This is a genomic window from Halobellus litoreus (genome assembly GCF_024464595.1).
In the GTDB taxonomy this organism is placed as follows: Archaea; Halobacteriota; Halobacteria; order Halobacteriales; family Haloferacaceae; genus Haloquadratum; species Haloquadratum litoreum.
In genome coordinates, this window is sequence record NZ_JANHAW010000002.1 from 910476 (window position 1) to 927503 (window position 17028).

15 protein-coding genes are annotated in these 17028 nt (G+C 68.7%); 8 read left to right on the plus strand and 7 right to left on the minus strand.

Going from position 1 to position 17028, the window contains the following annotated elements:
• Positions 1–61 precede the first annotated feature (61 nt).
• From NO360_RS12170 to NO360_RS12180, 3 genes are all read left to right on the plus strand, one after another.
• On the plus strand, positions 62–1744 hold the full coding sequence (locus NO360_RS12170; RefSeq protein ID WP_390281766.1) for a Na(+)/H(+) antiporter subunit D: 1683 nt from the start codon (positions 62–64) through the stop codon (positions 1742–1744).
• Between the two features lie 390 nt (positions 1745–2134).
• Entirely contained in the window at positions 2135–4348 is a 2214-nt protein-coding gene (locus NO360_RS12175) for an amino acid permease (protein WP_256308077.1), read from the plus strand.
• 72 nt (positions 4349–4420) lie between these two features.
• A complete protein-coding gene (locus NO360_RS12180; protein WP_256308078.1) occupies positions 4421–4918 on the plus strand; it encodes an Lrp/AsnC family transcriptional regulator in 498 nt (165 codons plus the stop codon).
• 21 nt (positions 4919–4939) lie between these two features.
• On the opposite strand, the gene coaBC is transcribed toward NO360_RS12180, so the two are convergent.
• Positions 4940–6139: a bifunctional phosphopantothenoylcysteine decarboxylase/phosphopantothenate--cysteine ligase CoaBC gene (gene coaBC / locus NO360_RS12185; RefSeq protein ID WP_256308079.1), complete on the minus strand. Its 1200-nt coding sequence runs from the start codon at positions 6137–6139 to the stop codon at positions 4940–4942.
• Between the two features lie 297 nt (positions 6140–6436).
• Between coaBC and NO360_RS12190 the strand changes: the two genes are divergently transcribed.
• Positions 6437–6970, plus strand: coding sequence for an Rrf2 family transcriptional regulator (locus tag NO360_RS12190; protein ID WP_256308080.1), 534 nt, complete (start codon positions 6437–6439; stop codon positions 6968–6970).
• A 63-nt stretch (positions 6971–7033) separates the two neighbouring features.
• Here NO360_RS12190 and NO360_RS12195 read toward each other — a convergent pair whose 3' ends face one another.
• Together NO360_RS12195 and NO360_RS12200 are read right to left on the minus strand one after the other, a co-directional pair.
• Positions 7034–7825, minus strand: coding sequence for an NAD(P)/FAD-dependent oxidoreductase (locus NO360_RS12195; protein WP_256308081.1), 792 nt, complete (start codon positions 7823–7825; stop codon positions 7034–7036).
• A gap of 79 nt (positions 7826–7904) precedes the next feature.
• Complete coding sequence (locus tag NO360_RS12200) at positions 7905–8789, minus strand: DUF7551 domain-containing protein (protein WP_256308082.1); 885 nt, start codon at positions 8787–8789, stop codon at positions 7905–7907.
• Between the two features lie 147 nt (positions 8790–8936).
• Between NO360_RS12200 and NO360_RS12205 the strand changes: the two genes are divergently transcribed.
• From NO360_RS12205 to NO360_RS12215, 3 genes are all read left to right on the plus strand, one after another.
• The gene (locus NO360_RS12205) at positions 8937–9470 is read left to right on the plus strand and encodes an SRPBCC family protein (protein ID WP_256308083.1); all 534 of its coding nucleotides are present in this window, start codon (positions 8937–8939) and stop codon (positions 9468–9470) included.
• Positions 9471–9577: 107 nt separating this feature from the next.
• Entirely contained in the window at positions 9578–10915 is a 1338-nt protein-coding gene (gene trkA, locus NO360_RS12210) for a Trk system potassium transporter TrkA (protein WP_256308084.1), read from the plus strand.
• 2 nt (positions 10916–10917) lie between these two features.
• Positions 10918–12519, plus strand: a complete 1602-nt coding sequence (locus tag NO360_RS12215; RefSeq protein ID WP_256308085.1) for a TrkH family potassium uptake protein — start codon at positions 10918–10920, stop codon at positions 12517–12519.
• A gap of 100 nt (positions 12520–12619) precedes the next feature.
• On the opposite strand, the gene gatA is transcribed toward NO360_RS12215, so the two are convergent.
• Positions 12620–13933: an Asp-tRNA(Asn)/Glu-tRNA(Gln) amidotransferase subunit GatA gene (gatA, locus tag NO360_RS12220; protein ID WP_256308086.1), complete on the minus strand. Its 1314-nt coding sequence runs from the start codon at positions 13931–13933 to the stop codon at positions 12620–12622.
• A complete protein-coding gene (gene gatC, locus NO360_RS12225) occupies positions 13933–14211 on the minus strand; it encodes an Asp-tRNA(Asn)/Glu-tRNA(Gln) amidotransferase subunit GatC (protein WP_256308087.1) in 279 nt (92 codons plus the stop codon). The genes gatA and gatC overlap by 1 nt, the downstream gene beginning before the upstream one ends.
• Positions 14212–14578: 367 nt before the next feature.
• Here gatC and NO360_RS12230 point away from each other — a divergent pair, with 367 nt between their 5' ends.
• Positions 14579–15082 (plus strand): NUDIX hydrolase, encoded by a 504-nt coding sequence (locus NO360_RS12230; RefSeq protein ID WP_256308088.1) that lies wholly within the window; start codon positions 14579–14581, stop codon positions 15080–15082.
• Here the strand turns inward: NO360_RS12230 and NO360_RS12235 are convergent.
• Both NO360_RS12235 and NO360_RS12240 read right to left on the minus strand, forming a co-directional pair.
• Positions 15079–16296: an asparagine synthase C-terminal domain-containing protein gene (locus NO360_RS12235; protein ID WP_256308089.1), complete on the minus strand. Its 1218-nt coding sequence runs from the start codon at positions 16294–16296 to the stop codon at positions 15079–15081. The genes NO360_RS12230 and NO360_RS12235 overlap by 4 nt on opposite strands.
• A complete protein-coding gene (locus tag NO360_RS12240; RefSeq protein ID WP_256308090.1) occupies positions 16297–16980 on the minus strand; it encodes a CehA/McbA family metallohydrolase in 684 nt (227 codons plus the stop codon).
• Positions 16981–17028: the final 48 nt, after the last annotated feature.

The window sequence follows — 17028 nt, forward strand, 5'->3', positions numbered from 1 at the left end:
GACCGCCGACGTGCCCACGGCGATCCCACCTGCGTTCGTCATCCTCGCTGTCGCGCTCGTGATGCCGGTGCTCTCGCGAAAGCTCGGGCACGCGCTGGGCGTCCTCGCGACCGGCGGCGTCGCCGTCTGGGCGCTCCTAGCACCCGCGGGGACCTACCTCCCCGTCACCTTCCTCGGCTTCGACGCCGTGCTGTTCAACGTCGACGCCTTCTCGAAGCTGATGGGCGTCATCTTCGGACTCATCGGCGCGGCCGCCGTGCTGTACTCGTACTCCTCGGACGCCGAGAACCGACAGACCGCCTTCGCGCTCGGCTACGTCGGGACCAGCGTCGGGGCCGTCTTCGCCGGCGACTGGCTGACGATGGTGTTCTTCTGGGAACTGATGGCCGTTACCAGCACGCTCCTGGTGTGGGACTACGGCGGCGAGGCCGTCCGCGCGGGCTTCCGCTACGCCATCTACCACGGCCTCGGCGGCAGCCTGCTGATGGCCGCGGTCGTCTGGCACTACACCAGCGTCGGCTCCTTCCTCTTCAGCGCCAGCGACGGCATCGTCGCCGGCATTCCGGCCGTCCTGGCGGCGATCGGCATCGGCGTCAACGTCGGCTTCGTCGGCCTGCACACCTGGCTCCCCGACACCTACCCGCGGCCGCACGTCGCCGCCAGCGTCTTTCTCTCGGTGTACACCACGAAAACGGGCGTCTACGGGCTCGCGCGAGCCTTCCCCGAGGGCAACCTCGCGATCGCGTATATGGGCGCGGCGATGGCGCTCGTCGGCGTCGTCTACGCACTCTTACAGAACGATATGCGACGGCTGCTCTCGTATCACATCCAGTCGCAGGTCGGTTACATGGTCGCGGGCGTCGGCGTCGGGACGGCGCTCGCGACCGCCGGCGCGTTCGCGCACGTGTTCAACCACATCCTCTACAAGGCGCTGCTCTTTATGACCGCGGGCGTCGTGATCGCGCGGACGGACGAGCAGAGCCTGAAGTACCTCGGCGGCCTCGGGCGGGCGCTGCCGGTGACCGCGCTGGCTTTCACCGTCGCGGCGCTGTCGATCAGCGGCTTCCCCGGCTTCAACGGCTTCGTGAGCAAGGGGATGATCACCGCGGCGGCGCACAAGGAACACCTCGACGGCATCTTCTACATCCTGCTCGCGGCGGGCGTGGGGACGTTTATGTCGTTCATCAAGTTCGGCTACTACGCGTTCCTCAAGGAGAGCACGGGCACCTGGAACCTCAAGCAGTCGATCACCGGCCAGCGGGTCGCGATGCTGGGCGTCGCCGCCCTCTGCGTGGTGCTCGGGCTCTACCCTGACGCGCTGTTCGCGCTCCTCCCGGGAAGTACCGCCGACGCCCACCCGTTCACGCTGGGACACCTCGGAGAAGGGTTCGCGTTGGCGGCCCTCGGCGTCGTCGGCTTCGCGGTCCTCAAGAAGCCGCTGTCGAAGGTCGGTCCCGGGATCGACGTCGACGCCGTGATCGAGCCGGCGACGTTCTACGGGATGCGCGGTCTCGTGCGAGGCGTCACCGACCTCTTCGCCGCCGTCGATCGGCTGGCCGTCGAGACCGCCGAGCGGACGCTGGCCGCGGCCGGTGACCCGTACGGTTCGATCCGCGGGCCGTTGGTCGCGCTCGTCGGCAGCGACGGGGACGCGCTCCGTCCGGGGAGCCTCCGGGCGAGCATCGCCACGAGCGTCCTCCTCGTGCTCGTCGTGCTCGCGGCGACGCTCGTCGGACTGCTCTGAACCGGCCCGCCTGACTCACGGTTCTCCGTCTCGTCGACCTCCGGGTGGCTAGTGCCGGTCGTCTCTGCTGGGTGTCGAGGATAGCGACCGCTGTAGAATTATATCGGATCGATAAATTATGTAGAATCTGAGGACAGATCGACAATCACACGCAATATTTAACCGGTTCTGTCCGCTACCGTCGAGTACGTGACTGCCACGAGTGCCGTCCCGTGTGACACGACACGATGAGAGGACACACACCTGCCGACGACGGCCGCACCGACGTCGAGTCGGCCGCGGCACCGACACCTGTGGTACAGTGGACCGGTCGACGGCGTCCCTGCGGAACGCTTGGCCGCGGGCGACCGGCGATGCCAGGCGGACGCACTCCGACGGCGGTGAGGTGACGTGACGAAGGAACTCGAACGCGACCTCGGGCTCTACGCGGTTCTGGCGATCAGCATCGGCGCGATGGTCGGCAGCGGCATCTTCATCCTTCCCGCTCTGGCGGTCGACATCGCCGGCCCGGCCGTCGTCCTCGCGTACGTCGTCGCCGGCGTGCTCGTGCTCCCGGCGGCGCTCTCGAAGTCGGAGATGGCGACCGCGATGCCGGAGGCCGGCGGGACCTACCTGTTCATCGAGCGGGGGATGGGCCCGCTCCTCGGCACCGTCGCGGGCATCGGCACGTGGTTCGCGCTGTCGTTCAAGGGCGCGCTTGCGCTCGTCGGCGGCGTCCCGTACCTGCTGCTCCTCTTCGACGTCCCGCCGAGCGTCACCACGCCGGTCGCGCTCGCGCTGGCGGCGCTCCTCGTCGTCGTCAACGTCCTCGGCGCGAAACAGACTGGTCGGCTACAGGTCGGCATCGTCGTCGTGATGCTCGCCGCGCTCGTCTGGTTCGTGCTCGGCGGCGTTCCCTCCCTGCAGGGATCGAACTACACGCCGTTCCTCCGCGGCGGCGTCGGCGGCCTGCTGGAGGCGACCGGCCTCGTGTTCGTCTCCTACGCCGGCGTCACGAAGGTCGCCAGCGTCGCCGAGGAGGTCGCAGACCCCGACCGGAACATCCCGATCGGCATCCTTGGGTCGCTGGCGTTCACGACGGTCCTCTACGCGCTCATCGTGACGGTGATGCTCGGCGTCACCGATCCGGCGGGGATCGCCGACAGCGCCACCCCGGTCGCGGTCGCCGCGGAGGCGACGCTCGGAACCGCCGGCGTCGCTGCCGTGGTCCTGGCGGCGATCCTCGCGCTCGTGAGCACCGCGAACGCCGGGATCCTCTCCTCGTCCCGCTACCCGTTCGCGATGGCCCGCGACGACCTCGTTCCGGAGCTGATGGCGTCGATCAGCGACCGCTTCGGGACGCCGTCGAACTCGATCACGCTCACCGGCGTCGTGCTGCTGCTCCTCATCGCGTTCGTCCCCCTGCTGGAGATCGCGAAACTCGCGAGCGCGTTCCAGATCCTCGTCTTCGTCCTCATCAACCTCGCCGTCGTGGCGTTCCGCGAGGGGAGCGCGGCGTACGAACCGTCGTTCACCGCCCCGCTGTACCCCTGGATACAGATCTTCGGCGTCGTCAGTGGACTCGTGTTGCTGACGCAGATGGGGACCGTCCCGCTCGTCGGCGCGATCGTGATGACCGCGGCCGGAATCGGCTGGTTCGGCGTCTACGGTCGGGGACGCGTCGACCGTGAGGGCGCGGCGGTCGACGCCGTCCGCCGTCAGGTCGGCCGCAGCGCCGTCGATCGGACGCGAGAGACGATCGACGGACCCAGCAGCGACTACCGCGTGCTGGTCGCGCTGGATCACGAGGTCACGAAAGACGAGGAGCGCTCGTTCGTCCGCGTCGCGGCCGAGATCGCCGACGCGAACGACGGCGAGGTCGTCGTCGCCCGGTTCGAACAGGTCCCAGATCAGGTGTCGCTGACGTACGCCTCCGAGACGGAGTCGCCCGCGGACGTGCAGTTCGAGGCGCAGACGAGCGAACTCGGGTCCGAGTTCGACGTTCCGGTGAACAGCGGGACAATCGTCTGTCACGACGTGCGACACGCGGTCGTGAATTACGCCGACCACGAGGGAGCGGATATGCTCCTGATGGAGGATGCCTCGCCCGCGTCGGGGCTCCGGGGCCTCCTGTTCGGTTCGGACGTGGAGTGGGTGCTCCGCCACGCCCCCTGCGACGTGGCGCTTCTGAACGCGGGACCGGCCGGCCTGGACGGGTTCGAGGTCGTCGGCGTCCTCTCGGACGAGGGGCCCTACGACCCGACGAAAATCGCCGCCGCGGACGCGCTCGCCGCCTCCGCGGGCGGATCTGTCACGCTGGCGTACGCGGGGCGAGCGGACGCTTCTGAGATCGCCGGAAAGACGCTTGAGGACTATCACGCGGCGGTCGCCGCGCTCTGTTCGGTGCCGGTGCGGAGTTGCGTCCCGTTCGGAGCCTCGTCGGGTTCGGATCCAGGGCCGGACCTCGGCGAGGCGGACCTCACCGTCGTCAGCGCGTCGGAGCGGGCCAACGACGCAATCGCCGCGTATCTCACCGGAACGGACCGCCCTGTGCTCCTCGTCCACCAGCAGGAGTCCGAACTGCGCGGTCGGATCGCTCGGACGGTCGAGCGACGGCTCTTCTGAGCCGGGTGTAGGACCCGAACTTCGCCGGAGAGGAGCACAACACCTATTTAGGGTTCGATTTCCACACAGTGTATGGCCGCCGTCGACCTCGACGACCTCGATCGATACATCGTCTACGCGCTTCAGAAAGACGCCAGACACACGTCCAGCAGCGACATCGCGGAGGCGAAGGGCGTCTCGGCGAGCACCGTCAGGAACCGCATCTCGAAGCTCGAATCGGAGGGGATCATCCGCGGGACCCACGTCGACGTCGACTACGAGCGGATGGGCTATCAACTCTACACGATCATCTTCTGCACCGCCCCGATCCCCGAACGCGAACGGCTGGCAGAGCGCGCGCTCGACGTCGAGGGCGTGATCTCCGTCCGAGAGATTATGACTGGCGAGGAGAACGTCCACATCACCGCCGTCGGCCGCGACAGCGACGACCTGAGCCGCATCGGCCGTGAACTCAACTCGCTCGGGTTCGAGATCGTCGAAGAGGAGATCATCAGAAACGAGTACACGAACCCCTACAGCGCGTTCGATTCCTGCGGTTCCGAGGACGACGGCGACGACCCCGGCGAGTGAGGGCGGAGGTCCCGCACGACCTCAAGCCGGGAGTTCGCCGGCGAGGCGCGCCGCGATCTCGACGCCGAGTTCCGCCTTCGTCCCCGCGAACTCGACGGCCTCCTCCGCGTCGACGAACAGCGTCCGCGTCCCGTCCTCGCCCATCACGGCGGCGTCGTTGGCGACCACGAAGGCGAGATCTGACCGCGTCAGGATTCCGCGCGCGGCCTCGATCATCTCCTCGTCGTCGCCCGACGTCTCGGCCTTGAAGCCGACGATCGGGAGGTCGGGGTACGCCTCCCGCACGCCGTCGATGAGCTTCGGCGTCGGTTCGAGATCGAGCGTCCGCGACTCCCCCGAGCGGAGTTTCTCGTCGGCGCGCTCGACGGTGTAATCGGAGATCGCCGCCGCCGAGACGAGCGCGTCGGCGGACGGGGCGCCTGCGGCGTCTCCACCGCGGTCCCCGACGTCGTCACCGACAGCGTCGAGGACGGCCTCGCGCATCTCGGCCGCGGACTCGACGGTCACGGTATCGGCGTAGTGGACGTCGCCGCCGTCGTGGACGAGCGTGACGTCGGCCCCGCGGACGTGGCACGCGCGGGCGACCGCGCGGCCGGTCTTTCCCGAGGCGCGGTTGGTGATGATCCGCACGGGGTCGATCGACTCGGCCGTCGCCCCCGACGTGACGACGACGTGTCGCCCCGCGAGGGACTGCTCGGTGGTCGCGCGGGCGACGGCGGTCACGATCGCCGCCTCGGTCGCGACCTTCGCCTTCCCCTCCTCGATCCGCGGGTCGACGAAGTCGACGCCCCAGGACTCGACGCGCTCGATGGCGTCCAGCACGCCGGGGTGGTCGTACATCGGTTCGTGCATCGCGGGCGCGACGACGACGGGCAGGTCCGCGCCGAGCGCGGTCGTAGCGCAGGTCGTCACGGGTGTGTCGTCGACGGCGCTCGCGATCTTGCCGACGGTGTTGGCCGTCGCGGGCGCGAGCAGCAGGACGTCGGCCCATCCCTCGCGACCGCAGAGTTCGACGTGCTCGACGCTCCCGGTCAGTTCGGTGACCACGTCGTTCCCGGTGGCGAACTCGACGGCCCAGGGATGAACGATTCCCCGCGCGCTCTCGGTCATCACGCCGCGAACCGCCGCGCCCTGCCGTCGCAACTCGTGGGCGAGTTCGACCACTTTCACGGCCGCAATGCTGCCCGAGACCCCGAGCGCGACGTTGACCCCGTCTAACATCGGTCAACCCTTCGGCGGCACGCGTGTAAAACTCCCCGTTCCGTCGGGGGAGCGAGTCGGGACCCGCTCGGACGGAACGAGAGCCGATCCCGAGCCCCCGCGCCGCCGGCGGAGGGAACGCTGATTTTATTAGTTAGGTACATAACCGCCGCTCCGATCGAACAGAAAGAAAAGAACGAATTCATTATCCCGCTTTTATTCCATTTTACTAAAGAAATTTGGATAGTAAGTATTGTACAAAGAATATAATGGCTTTATAACCAAACATTTATCAAAAATAGTGTTCTACCTGTGGGTATGTCGACGCCACAGCTGAGTTCGAGTCAAAAGCGCATCCTCACCTCGCTCGTCAATCTGGCCGACGGAGAAGCCCGTGCGGTACGGGGGAAAGAGATCGCCGAGGAGATCGACCGGAACCCCGGGACGATTCGCAACCAGATGCAGAGCCTACGCGCACTGCAGTTAGTCGAGGGCATCCCCGGTCCGAAGGGAGGGTACAAACCCACCGCGACGGCCTACAAGACGCTCGATATAGAGGAGATGGACGAACCCGCGCAGGTCCCAGTCGAAAACAACGGCGGACGCGTCGACGGGGTCAACGTAGAGGAGATCGATCTCGCCACCGTTCACAACCCGGACCGCTGCCGGGCGGAAGTCACGCTTCGCGGGTCGGTGCGGCACTTCTCGGAGAGCGACCGCGTGACGGTCGGCCCGACGCCCTCCACCGGGCTCCGTCTGTCGGGCACCGTCGACGCGGTAGACGCAGACGAGAACACGCTGATCCTCCGGATCGGAACGATGAATACGGCACCGGAGCGGTCCGCGGGCTGAGTGCCGGTAGCGCAGTCTCGGGACTGTTTTTCACGACCAGCCTGGACCCGAACGCCCGGTGGTTCACTCGTCGAGTCGGCCCAGTTCGTCGTCGACGAGGCTCGGGTGGGTCCGCTGCGGTTCCGGATGCGGCCCCGCGAACGCCTCGCGTATCCGCTCGCGGGCGTCGGCGTCGCGGCGTTCGCGCTCGGCGGCGTCGATCTCCTCGCACCCGGGCGGGACCTCGCGCCCGCGGTCGGTGAAGTACCCCTCCGGGGTCACCCAGTCGTGGTAGTACGGGATCTCCGAGTCGTGGACGACCGTCAGCCCGACCTCCGCGCCGTGGCCCGCGGCGACGACGGCCTGGTGGTACTTCTCGGTGAGGCGACCCGCCGCGTAGACGCCGTCGACGTCCGTTCGTCCGAGGTCGTCGACGACGACGTACGTCTTCGACCCGGCGTCGCGGGTCTCCACGCCGAGTCCGTCCAGGTAGGAGGCGTCCGACCACGACGCCGCGACGACGGCGTCGGCTCGGTACGTCCGCGTCTCGTCGTCGTTCCCGACGGCGCTGATATCGAAGGCCTCGGTGTCGCTGCCGGATCGCTCGACGCCGGTGACGCGACCAGTCTCCCGCCGAACGTCGTTCTCCTCGGCCTGTTCCGCGAGGAGGTCCAGAAACCGGCGGGCGTTGATCCCACCGGGGAACCCGGGAACGTTCTCCAGGTGAGCGTTCCTCGCGAGGATGCTCTCGTCGGCGTCGACGACGAGGGTGTCGAGTCCGGCGCGGGCGGTGAACGTCGCGGCCGTCAGCCCGGCGACGCCGCCGCCGACGATCAGGACGTCCGCGGGTTCGGAGCCGGTCGCTGGTGCAGACATACTCGTGAGAAGGTGAGCAGTCCTCCTGAGCCTCACGGTTCGCACCGTACCGGAGAACCGCGCCGTCGAGACCCTCCCGTCAGTACTCGGAGTCGGTGTCGTACAGCCGCTCGTCGTCGGTGGCGTCGACCGAGACGAGACCGTCCGGCTCGCCGCCGACGTCGACGCGGAGTCGCCAGCGGCGGTCCCCGAGCGGCGTCGCCGCCGCGAACCGGAACGCCGTGTCCGGAAGCCGTCTCGCCAGGGCGACCGAGATCGGGAGCGTCGGGAGCCGGCCCGTCCGCTCCGCGAGCGCGTAGTCGCCGAACGTCAGGATCCAGGTGCCGTCGTCGATTCCCGCGGCGACGGTCGCCCGGTCGACGAAGCCGACGCGTTCGAGTTCCGCCATCGTCGCGCGGATCCCCTCGTCGGGCCGCACCGCCGTCCCGGCGTTCGGACAGCGGAGCGACCGGGCGGCGTCGTCGACGACCGTCGCCTGCTGTCGCCGCGAGGCGCGGTAGGCGAGTTCGCTCATTATGCTCCACAGCAGCGTGAGACAGAAGTCGTCGCGGTCGTCGACGACCTCCGCGAGCGTCAGGTGCGTCTCCATCGCCGCGGTTTCGACCTCGCGAAGCCCCCGGTCGGAGAGGGCCTCGAACGTCGCGCCCGCGACGTCGTGACAGAAGGAGAGATAGCGCAGGCGGGCGTCGGCCTCGGCCGCGGAGGCGACGCCCCCGGGACCGTCCTCGATGTCGTGGACCAGCGGTTCGTAGAACGGCACCTGCGGATCGTACTGCCTGAGCGTCGCGCGGTACTCCGCGGTGGCCTCCGCCGCCTCCGCCGCGGTGTCGCGGTCGTCGAACCGGCGTCCGGAGACGGGGTGGGGTTCACAGCCGGTCCGACCGCAGACGACAGCGTAGGGACCGCCCGGTGCCGCGAGGCAGTCGACGTGCCTGCTGATATCACGGAGGGTAGCCCCGACCATCGTCCCGAATATGATCGCTCTTCAACAAGTACGTTCCGGTCGCACACCTCCCGTGTGGTCCGGTCTCAGTGACCGTGAACCCCGAACGCACGGGAACGGAACGCCACCGCCCGCAACGCTTTCCTCACCGGCGTCCTACCGGTCGCCGTGGACGAACTCGTCGTCAGCACGGTGGTCTACCTCCCGGCCGACGAGGCCTACGAATTCCTCGTCGATTTCCCCCGGTACGCTGCGTACTCGAAGCACCTCAAGAACGTAGTCAGACGCAGCGGCGACGGCGGAGCGGGAACGCGCTACGCGATGCGGTTCGCCTGGTGGAAACTCACCTACACGGTCGAGTCGGAGGTGACTGCGGTCGATCCGCCCGAGCGGGTCGAGTGGGAGGTCGTGAAGAACCTCGACGCGAGCGGGCGCTGGCTGATCGAGGAACTGGACGAACTCCCCGAGGACGCCCCGGACGGCGTCGAGGCCGCCTCGCGGGTCTCCTTCGAGGTGTCGTACGATCCGCGGTCGGCGAACGAGCGCGGGATCGACCTCCCGCGGTTCGTCTCCCTGGGCTGGGTCATCGAGAAGATCAAGCCCGCGATCACGAGCGAGGCCGAGCGCATCGTCGAGCGCGTCGTCGCCGATCTGGAGGGCGAACCCCGTTCGGTCGATCTCACGGTCGAACGGCGGTCCTGAGCGGTATCCTGCCTGGCTGCGGCAGGGATAGGAGTCGAGACCGATGCCGAAAGAGAAATACCTCCGCGCCAGGCACACTCTGAAAGGATGAATCCGGGTGGTCCCTCGTGCGCGTAGTCATCGTCGGTGCAGGGCAGGTCGGATCGAGCATCGCGGCCGACCTCGCGGACACGCACGAGGTGATCGTCGTCGACTGCGACGGCGAACGGGTCGAGGAACTGAACTACTCCTACGACGTCCTCGGCGTGACCGGTGACGGCACGTCAGTCTCGACTCTCGAAGAGGCCGGGATCGAGGAGACGGATATGGTGATCGCCTCGACCGACAACGACGAGACGAACATCGTCGTCTGCTCGACGGTCAAGGCGATCTCCGACGCGTTCACCATCGCCCGGGTGAAAAACACCGAGTATCTCAGGACGTGGGAGCGCTCCGAGCGCGCCTTCGGCGTCGACTTCATGGTCTGTACGAACCTGCTGGCCGCGAAGTCGATCGTCCGGATGATCGGCCTCCCCGCCGCGCGCGACGTCGACCCCTTCGCCGGCGGGAAAGTCCAGATGGCCGAGTTCGAGGTCGACGCCGACAGCCCGGTCGCGAACCAGACCGTCGCGGAGGCCGACCGGTTCGACTCGCTGACGTTCGTCGCGATCCTGCGGAACGGCTGCGTGGAGATCGCCCGCGGGGAGACGGTCATCAAACCGGGCGACAGGGCCGTGGTCATCGGCTCGCCCACGAGCGTCCAGGAGTTCGCGCGCTCGGTCGCGCCCGAGGAGTCGCCGGGGACCGCAGAAGAGGTCGTCGTCGTCGGCGGGTCGGAGATCGGCTATCACGTCGCGCGCCTGCTCGAAGAGCGCGGCTTCCGGCCGCGACTCGTGGAGCGCGACAGGGAGCGCGCCCGCGACCTCGCGGAGCGCCTGCCGAAGACGGTCGTGATGGAATCGGACGCGACCGACATCGAGTTCCTCGAACGCGAGCACATCGGCGACGCGGACGTGGCGGTCTCGACGCTGGACTCCGACGAGAAGAACCTCCTCGTCTCGCTTCTCGCCTCCCGGATGGGCGTCGAGCGGACCATCGCGATCATCGACACGGCCGACTACGTCGACCTCTTCGAGACCGTCGGCGTCGACGTGGGGGTGAGCCCCCGCAGCGTCGTCGCCGAGGAGATCTCGCGGTTCACCCGCGACGGCGAGGCCGAGAACATCGCGCTGATCGAGTCCGACAAGGCCGAGGTGCTGGAGATCGAGGTCGACTCCGACAGCATCCTCGCCGGGCGGCCGATCCGCGAATCGATGCAGGACCTCCCGGACGGCGTCGTGATCGGCGCGATCACCCGCGACCGGGAGTTCATCACCCCCCGCGGCGACACGGTCGTTGAGATCGGAGACCACGTGGTCGTCTTCGGCGACATCGAAATCGTCGACGACGTCGCCCCCCGGCTGTGACGATGGCGGTCCGTGTCGACACGAGGGCCAGCCTCAGCCTCGTCGGATCGGTGCTGAAGTACCTCGCCGTGCCGCTCTGTTTCCCGCTGCTCGTCGCGCTCTACTACGGCGAATCCGTCGCGCCGTTCCTGGCGACGATCGCCCTCACGGTCACCGTCGGCGTGGGGCTCCAGCGCCTCGACCCCGACCCCGACCTGCGGACGCGGGAAGGGCTCCTGATGGTGTCTCTCACCTGGGCCGTCGTCGCCGTCGTCGGCGCGGTTCCGTACCTGATCGAGGCCCACGGGCTGCCGATGGTCGTCGCCCCGCCACATCCCGAATCGACGCTCGGCAACCCGGTGAACGCGCTCTTCGAGTCCACGAGCGGCTTCACGACGACCGGCGCGACCGTCCTCGGTTCGATCGATCTGGAGACGCACACGCGGTCGATTATGCTGTGGCGACAGCTCACCCAGTGGCTCGGCGGGATGGGAATCGTCGTCCTCGCGGTCGCGATCCTGCCGGAGCTGTCGGTCGGGGGCGCACAGCTGATGGACGCCGAAGCGCCGGGGCCCGGAATCGAGAAGCTCACTCCCAGAATCGCCGAGACCGCCCGGGCGCTGTGGGGCGCGTACCTCGGCCTGACCGTCCTGGAGGCGGTGCTGCTGTACTCGCTTTCGATTACGGGCGTCGATCCCGGGATGACGCTGTACAACGCCGTGGCGCACGCGCTCACGACGATGCCGACCGGCGGATTCTCGCCGGAGGCCCGGAGCATCGAGGCGTTCAGCGCCGCCGCGCAGTGGATCATCATCCCGTTCATGATCGCGGCGGGGACGAACTTCGCGCTGTTCTGGCACGTCCTCACGGGAGACCGGACGCGGCTGTTCCGCGACTCCGAGTTCAAGTTCTACCTCGGGGTGCTAGCCGTTATTACGGCCGTTCTCGCGTCGATTCTGTTCACCGGCGGCTTCGCCACGGGCGCGCCCGCCGGCGGCACGTACGACGCGGCGTACCTCGAAACCGTTCGCGGCGACATCGTCGGCCACGTCGAACCCGCGCTCCGCCACGCGCTGTTCCAGGCGGCCGCGCTCGTGACGACGACGGGATACGCGAGTATGGACTTCAACGCGTGGGGGCCCGCCGCCAAGGGCGTCCTGTTCTTCGCGATGTTCATCGGCGGGTCCGCGGGGTCGACCGGCGGTGCGGTGAAGATCGTCCGCTGGTACGTGATCCTCAAGTCCGTCCGGCGGGAGCTGTTCACGACGGCGCACCCCGAGGCGGTGCGCCCGGTCAGACTCGGCGGGAACCCGATCGACGAGCGGGCGCTCCGCGGGATCTACGGCTTCACGTTCCTCTATCTCGCCATCTTCGTCGCCTCCGCGATTCTGCTCTTTCTGGACGCACAGCGAGTCGGGCTCGACGTCAGCGTCCTGGAGATGCTCTCGACGGCCGCGACGGCGATCGGTAACGTCGGCCCCGCGTTCGGGCAGTTCGGACCGATGGGCGGGTACCTCTCGCTCTCGGAGCCGAGCAAGCTCTACGTCGTCTTCCTGATGTGGATCGGCCGCCTGGAGATCTTCCCCGTGCTCGTGCTGTTGACGCCGGAGTACTGGCGGCGCTAGGCGGCAGTTTCGGAGCAGGGAAAGCGAGAAGTGAAAGCTGAAACGAGGGGCGCGGCGACGATGGTTACGCGACGGGACGACTACCTGACGGCGACGACGATTACGCTTCGACAGCGGAGGCCGCCCGCACGATCGCTTCCTCGCCGAACTTCGGGCCGATCAGTTGCAGGCCGACCGGCAGGCCGTCGACCTCGCCGGCGGGCACCGAGATGGCGGGCAGGTTCGCGAGGTTCACCGGCACCGTGTTGGCGTCCATCAGGTACAGCTGCAGCGGGTCGTCGAGGCTCTCGCCCAGTCGGGGCGGCAGGACGGGCATCGTCGGCGTCGCGAGCACGTCCGCCGCCTCGAGGGCGTCGTCGAAGTCGCGCTTCACCCACGCACGGGCGTCCTGGGCCTTTTTGTAATACTTGTCGTGATAGCCGGCCGAGAGCGCGTAGGTCCCGAGCAGGATCCGGCGCTTGACCTCCTCGCCGAAGCCCTCCTCGCGGGCGCGGGCGAAGGCGTCGTTCCAGTTGCCCTCGTAGCCGCCGGACGTTCCATATCGAACGCCGTCGAACCGCGCGAGGTTCGATGAGGCCTCCGACATCGCGATGACGTAGTACGCCTGCACGGCGTGTTCGACGGAGTCGAGCGACACTTCGACGGTCTCCGCGCCCCGCGCGCGGAGGTCGTCGAGGGCGGCCTCGAACGTCTCGACGACGCGGTCGTCCGCGCCGTCGAGCAGGTCCGTGACGACGCCGATCGTCGTGCCGTCGACGTCGCCGTCGGCCGCGGCGGCGTAGTTCGAGTCCGTCGCGGGGTGGGTCGGTTGGCCTTCCGCGTCCCCTTCACCGCCGACGTCGAACCGCGTTGTCGAATCCTTCGGATCCGGCCCCGAGATGACGTCCAGGAGCGCCGCGGCGTCCTCGACGGTGTTCGCGATCGGCCCGATCTGTTCGAGGGAGTTCGCGTAGGCGACGAGGCCGTATCGGGAGACGAGCCCGTAGGTCGGCTTGATTCCGACGACGCCGCAGAACGCCGCCGGGTTGCGGACGGAGCCGCCCGTGTCGGAACCGAGCGCGAGGTCCGCCTCGCCCGCCGCGACGGCGGCCGCGGAGCCGCCGGAGGAGCCGCCCGGGACGCGCGCCTCGTCGACGGGGTTCTTCACCGCGCCGTAGGCGGACGTCTCGGTGGTGCCTCCCATCCCGAACTCGTCCATATTCGCCTTGCCGACGATGGTCGCCCCGGCGTCCTTCAGGCGGTCGACCACGGTCGCGTCGTAGGGCGGCACGTAGGTTTCGAGCATCGCTGAGCCGCAGGTCGTCCGGACGCCCTCGGTGCTGATGTTGTCCTTGACGGCGACGCTCTTCCCCGAGAGCGGCCCCTCGGCGTCGCTCTCGATCGTCTCCTCGGTGATGAACGCGTTCAGGCTCATCACGACACCCGCGGGCCTTTGAAGAAGCCGTCCTCGGTCTCTGCGGCGTTCGCGAGCGCTTCGTCCTGGTCGAGGCTCGCCTCGACCTCGTCGGGGCGCATCACGTTCACCAGGTCGGCGTCGCTTTCGATTTCGGGCACCTCGTCGAGGGCCTCGAAATACTCGAGGATCTCGGCGAACTGCGCCGAAAACGCGTCGACCTCGTCGTCAGCGAGATCGACGCGCGCCAGCTCCGCGACGCGTTCGACCTCCTCGGCGTCGACAGCCGTCTCGCTCATATCCGAGTGGAACCGTGGCCCGGGAGTAAGGGTTTCGGTGCACACCCACCTTTTGCTGCGGGCGGCTTCGCCGCCCTGGCAAAAGCTGGACCAAAAGCACTGCGTCACCCTCTCAGCGCGGCGGCGCCGCGCTGAGAGGGTTCCTTGGCCCGCTCGCTCACTGCGTTCGCTCGCGGTAGGTATAGTAGCGTTTGCAACTGATTGCTCATCCGATCGCACGCAGTCGTGCGATCGAGTGAGTAGGGACTTGCAAACGCTACTATAGGTCACCTGTTCGATCAGTCCACCGTGGCCCGTGCTCGCGACGCTTCTGCCGCTGTCGAGTTCGAACAGTAAGAGCCACCTGTACGCCGCCGCATCGGCGGGTATGGAGACGACGCGTCACTTCACGGCGACGGTCTACATCGTCGAGAGCGGGGCGGTCGCCCTGCACCGCCACGAGCGACTCGGAATCCGCATCCCGCCCGGCGGCCACGTCGACCGCGACGAACTCCCGCACGAGGCCGGACTGCGCGAGGTCCGCGAGGAGACCGGTCTCGACGCCGAACTGGTGGACGGGACCGGGGAAATCGACGCGCCCGCCGGACGCGCCCTCCCGCGACCGCGACACCAGATGCTCTACGACATCAACGTCGACGGCGACGGGGCCGTGGGCCACCAGCACATCGACCACGTCTACTACGCCCGCGTCGGCTCCCGCGAGATCGACCCCGACGGCGACGACGAGGCCGACGCCGACGTCTGGGCGTGGTACGACGAGTCGGACCTGCGGGCGAGCGACGTCGACCCCGACACGGTGCAGTTCTCGCTGGAGGCGATCGAGGCCGCGGCGGGCGAAGCGCTCCCCGAGCACGCCGCCGGGGACGGTTAGTCGCCGGAGCCAGATCCGCCCGCCTCGTCGCCGGGCGGCCGGACGGGGCCGTCGCCGACGAGTTCGCGGACGTAGCGCTCGACGTGATTTTCCATCCGGCGTTTGAACCCCGCGCGACGGGCCAACCGATCCAGCTCCCGGGAGACATAGGTCCCGTACTGGACCGCTTTCTTGTCGGCCGTCCGAACCGACTCCGGAACCACGTCGCGAGCGGCCGCCCGCAGCGCGACTTTCCGCTGCCCGTCGTCGACCAGCAGGTGGCCCGGGAGCTCCAGCGCCGCCGACACGACGTCGTCGTGGAGCAGCGGCGTGACCGGGTCGACGCCGGCGGCGCGGAGCGCGACCACGTCGCGGTCGATCTGGTTGGGGATCGTCGTCAGGACCTCCCGGCGCGCACCGCGGACCGTGTCGGCGTCGACGCGCGGGTCCGCCGGGGCCTTCTCGACCTTGGCGTATCCGCCGAACAGTTCGTCCGCGCCCTGCCCGAGCGCGAGGCGGTCGAAGCCGTCGGCCGCGGCGCGCTCGCCGACGAGGTAGAGCGGCAGGGCGATCGAGAGGTCCATCGGGTTCGTTCGGCCGATCGCCGCGACGAGGTCCGGGATCGTCTCACGGAGGTCGTCGTGCGTGAGTTCGACGACGCGGAGGTCCCGGTCCATCGCCGCGGCCGCCTCACGCGCGGCCGCGACGTCGTGACAGCCCTCGAAGCCGGCGACGTAACACGGCGCGTCCGGGACGCCGGCGGCGACGACCGCGGAGTCGACGCCCCCGGAGAAGGCCACGGCCACGTCGGCCGGATCCCCCGCAGTGTCCGATCGGACACCGACGGCCCGCGTCCGATCCAGCACCGCCTCCCGGACCGCGCGGAGCGCGCCGCCGTCGTCGCCGTTCGGTTCGGGGTCGGGAAGCGTCCAGAAGCGAGCGTCGCCGTCCGGCGTGTCGGCCGGGAAAGCCCCGAGCGGAGTGACTGTCCCCGCCGGGACGGGGACAGGATCCGAGCGCGTCCCCGGGTCGAACGCCCACGACGAGCGGTCGTCGCGCTCGACGTACAGCGGCCGCCGGCCGAGCGCGTCGCGGACGAGTCGGCCGTCGACGACGCCCGCGAACCCCCCAGTGCCGGGCAGCGGCTCACCCGTTTCGATGGCGGTTCGAACCGTGTCCGGATCGGCCCCGTCGAGCGCCGGGCGGTGGGCCGGCGGTCCGCGGTCGCCCGACATCTACACGAGGTCCGAGACGGTGCGCTTGATCCGGCGCTTGACCCCGCCGCCGAACTGGCGGAAGGAGATCCGCCAGGGCGTCCGGCTTCCGACGACGCTCGTCTTCCCCGCGACGATAGCGTCGAGGATCCCCTCGGCGGAGCGGTCGTCGGTCGCGACCTCGGTGACGGCCTGTCCGACCATCTCGCCGATGTGGGCGTCGCTGCCGGCGGTCATCGGCAGTTCGCGGGCGGTCGCGAAGCGCTTGGCCTTCCGGTTGGCCCAGCCCGTGAACAGCCGGGAGTTGTACACTTCGATGGCGTCGGCGGCGGCGAGTTGGTCGCGGCTGATGTGGGCGGCGACGCCGTGTCGAGAGGACTGAAACGGATGCGGGACGACGGCGATGCCGCCCTGTCCGTGGATGCGGTCGAGCGTCTCGTCGTACGAGAGACCGGCGGGGACGAGTTCCTCGATACCGAACGCGAGAACGTGTCCCGCGGCGGACGTCACTTCCATCGCCGGAATCCCGACGAGCCCGTACTCCGGGGCCAGTTCCGCGGCTTCGAGGCTCGCGTCGATCTCGTCGTGGTCCGTGACCGCCAGCGCGTCGAGCCCGACCGCCTGCGCCTGCGCTAAGAGCAGTTCGACGGGGTCGCGGCCGTCGTACGACAGCGACGAGTGCGCGTGCAGCTCGACCGATAGCACAGCCGAGGATAGTCGTCGAGATTAAAAAAGCGACCCGATCCGCTCGTC

Coding starts and splice junctions, on each gene's coding strand:
- NO360_RS12190 (WP_256308080.1), top strand. CDS start 6,437: ATGTCGACGCCACAGCTGAGTTCGAGTCAAAAGCGCATCCTCACCTCG.
- coaBC (WP_256308079.1), bottom strand. CDS start 6,139: ATGTTAGACGGGGTCAACGTCGCGCTCGGGGTCTCGGGCAGCATTGCG.
- gatC (WP_256308087.1), bottom strand. CDS start 14,211: ATGAGCGAGACGGCTGTCGACGCCGAGGAGGTCGAACGCGTCGCGGAG.
- NO360_RS12170 (WP_390281766.1), top strand. CDS start 62: ATGCCGGTGCTCTCGCGAAAGCTCGGGCACGCGCTGGGCGTCCTCGCG.
- NO360_RS12195 (WP_256308081.1), bottom strand. CDS start 7,825: ATGTCTGCACCAGCGACCGGCTCCGAACCCGCGGACGTCCTGATCGTC.
- NO360_RS12200 (WP_256308082.1), bottom strand. CDS start 8,789: ATGGTCGGGGCTACCCTCCGTGATATCAGCAGGCACGTCGACTGCCTC.
- gatA (WP_256308086.1), bottom strand. CDS start 13,933: ATGAGCCTGAACGCGTTCATCACCGAGGAGACGATCGAGAGCGACGCC.
- NO360_RS12230 (WP_256308088.1), top strand. CDS start 14,579: ATGGAGACGACGCGTCACTTCACGGCGACGGTCTACATCGTCGAGAGC.
- NO360_RS12215 (WP_256308085.1), top strand. CDS start 10,918: ATGGCGGTCCGTGTCGACACGAGGGCCAGCCTCAGCCTCGTCGGATCG.
- NO360_RS12180 (WP_256308078.1), top strand. CDS start 4,421: ATGGCCGCCGTCGACCTCGACGACCTCGATCGATACATCGTCTACGCG.
- NO360_RS12235 (WP_256308089.1), bottom strand. CDS start 16,296: ATGTCGGGCGACCGCGGACCGCCGGCCCACCGCCCGGCGCTCGACGGG.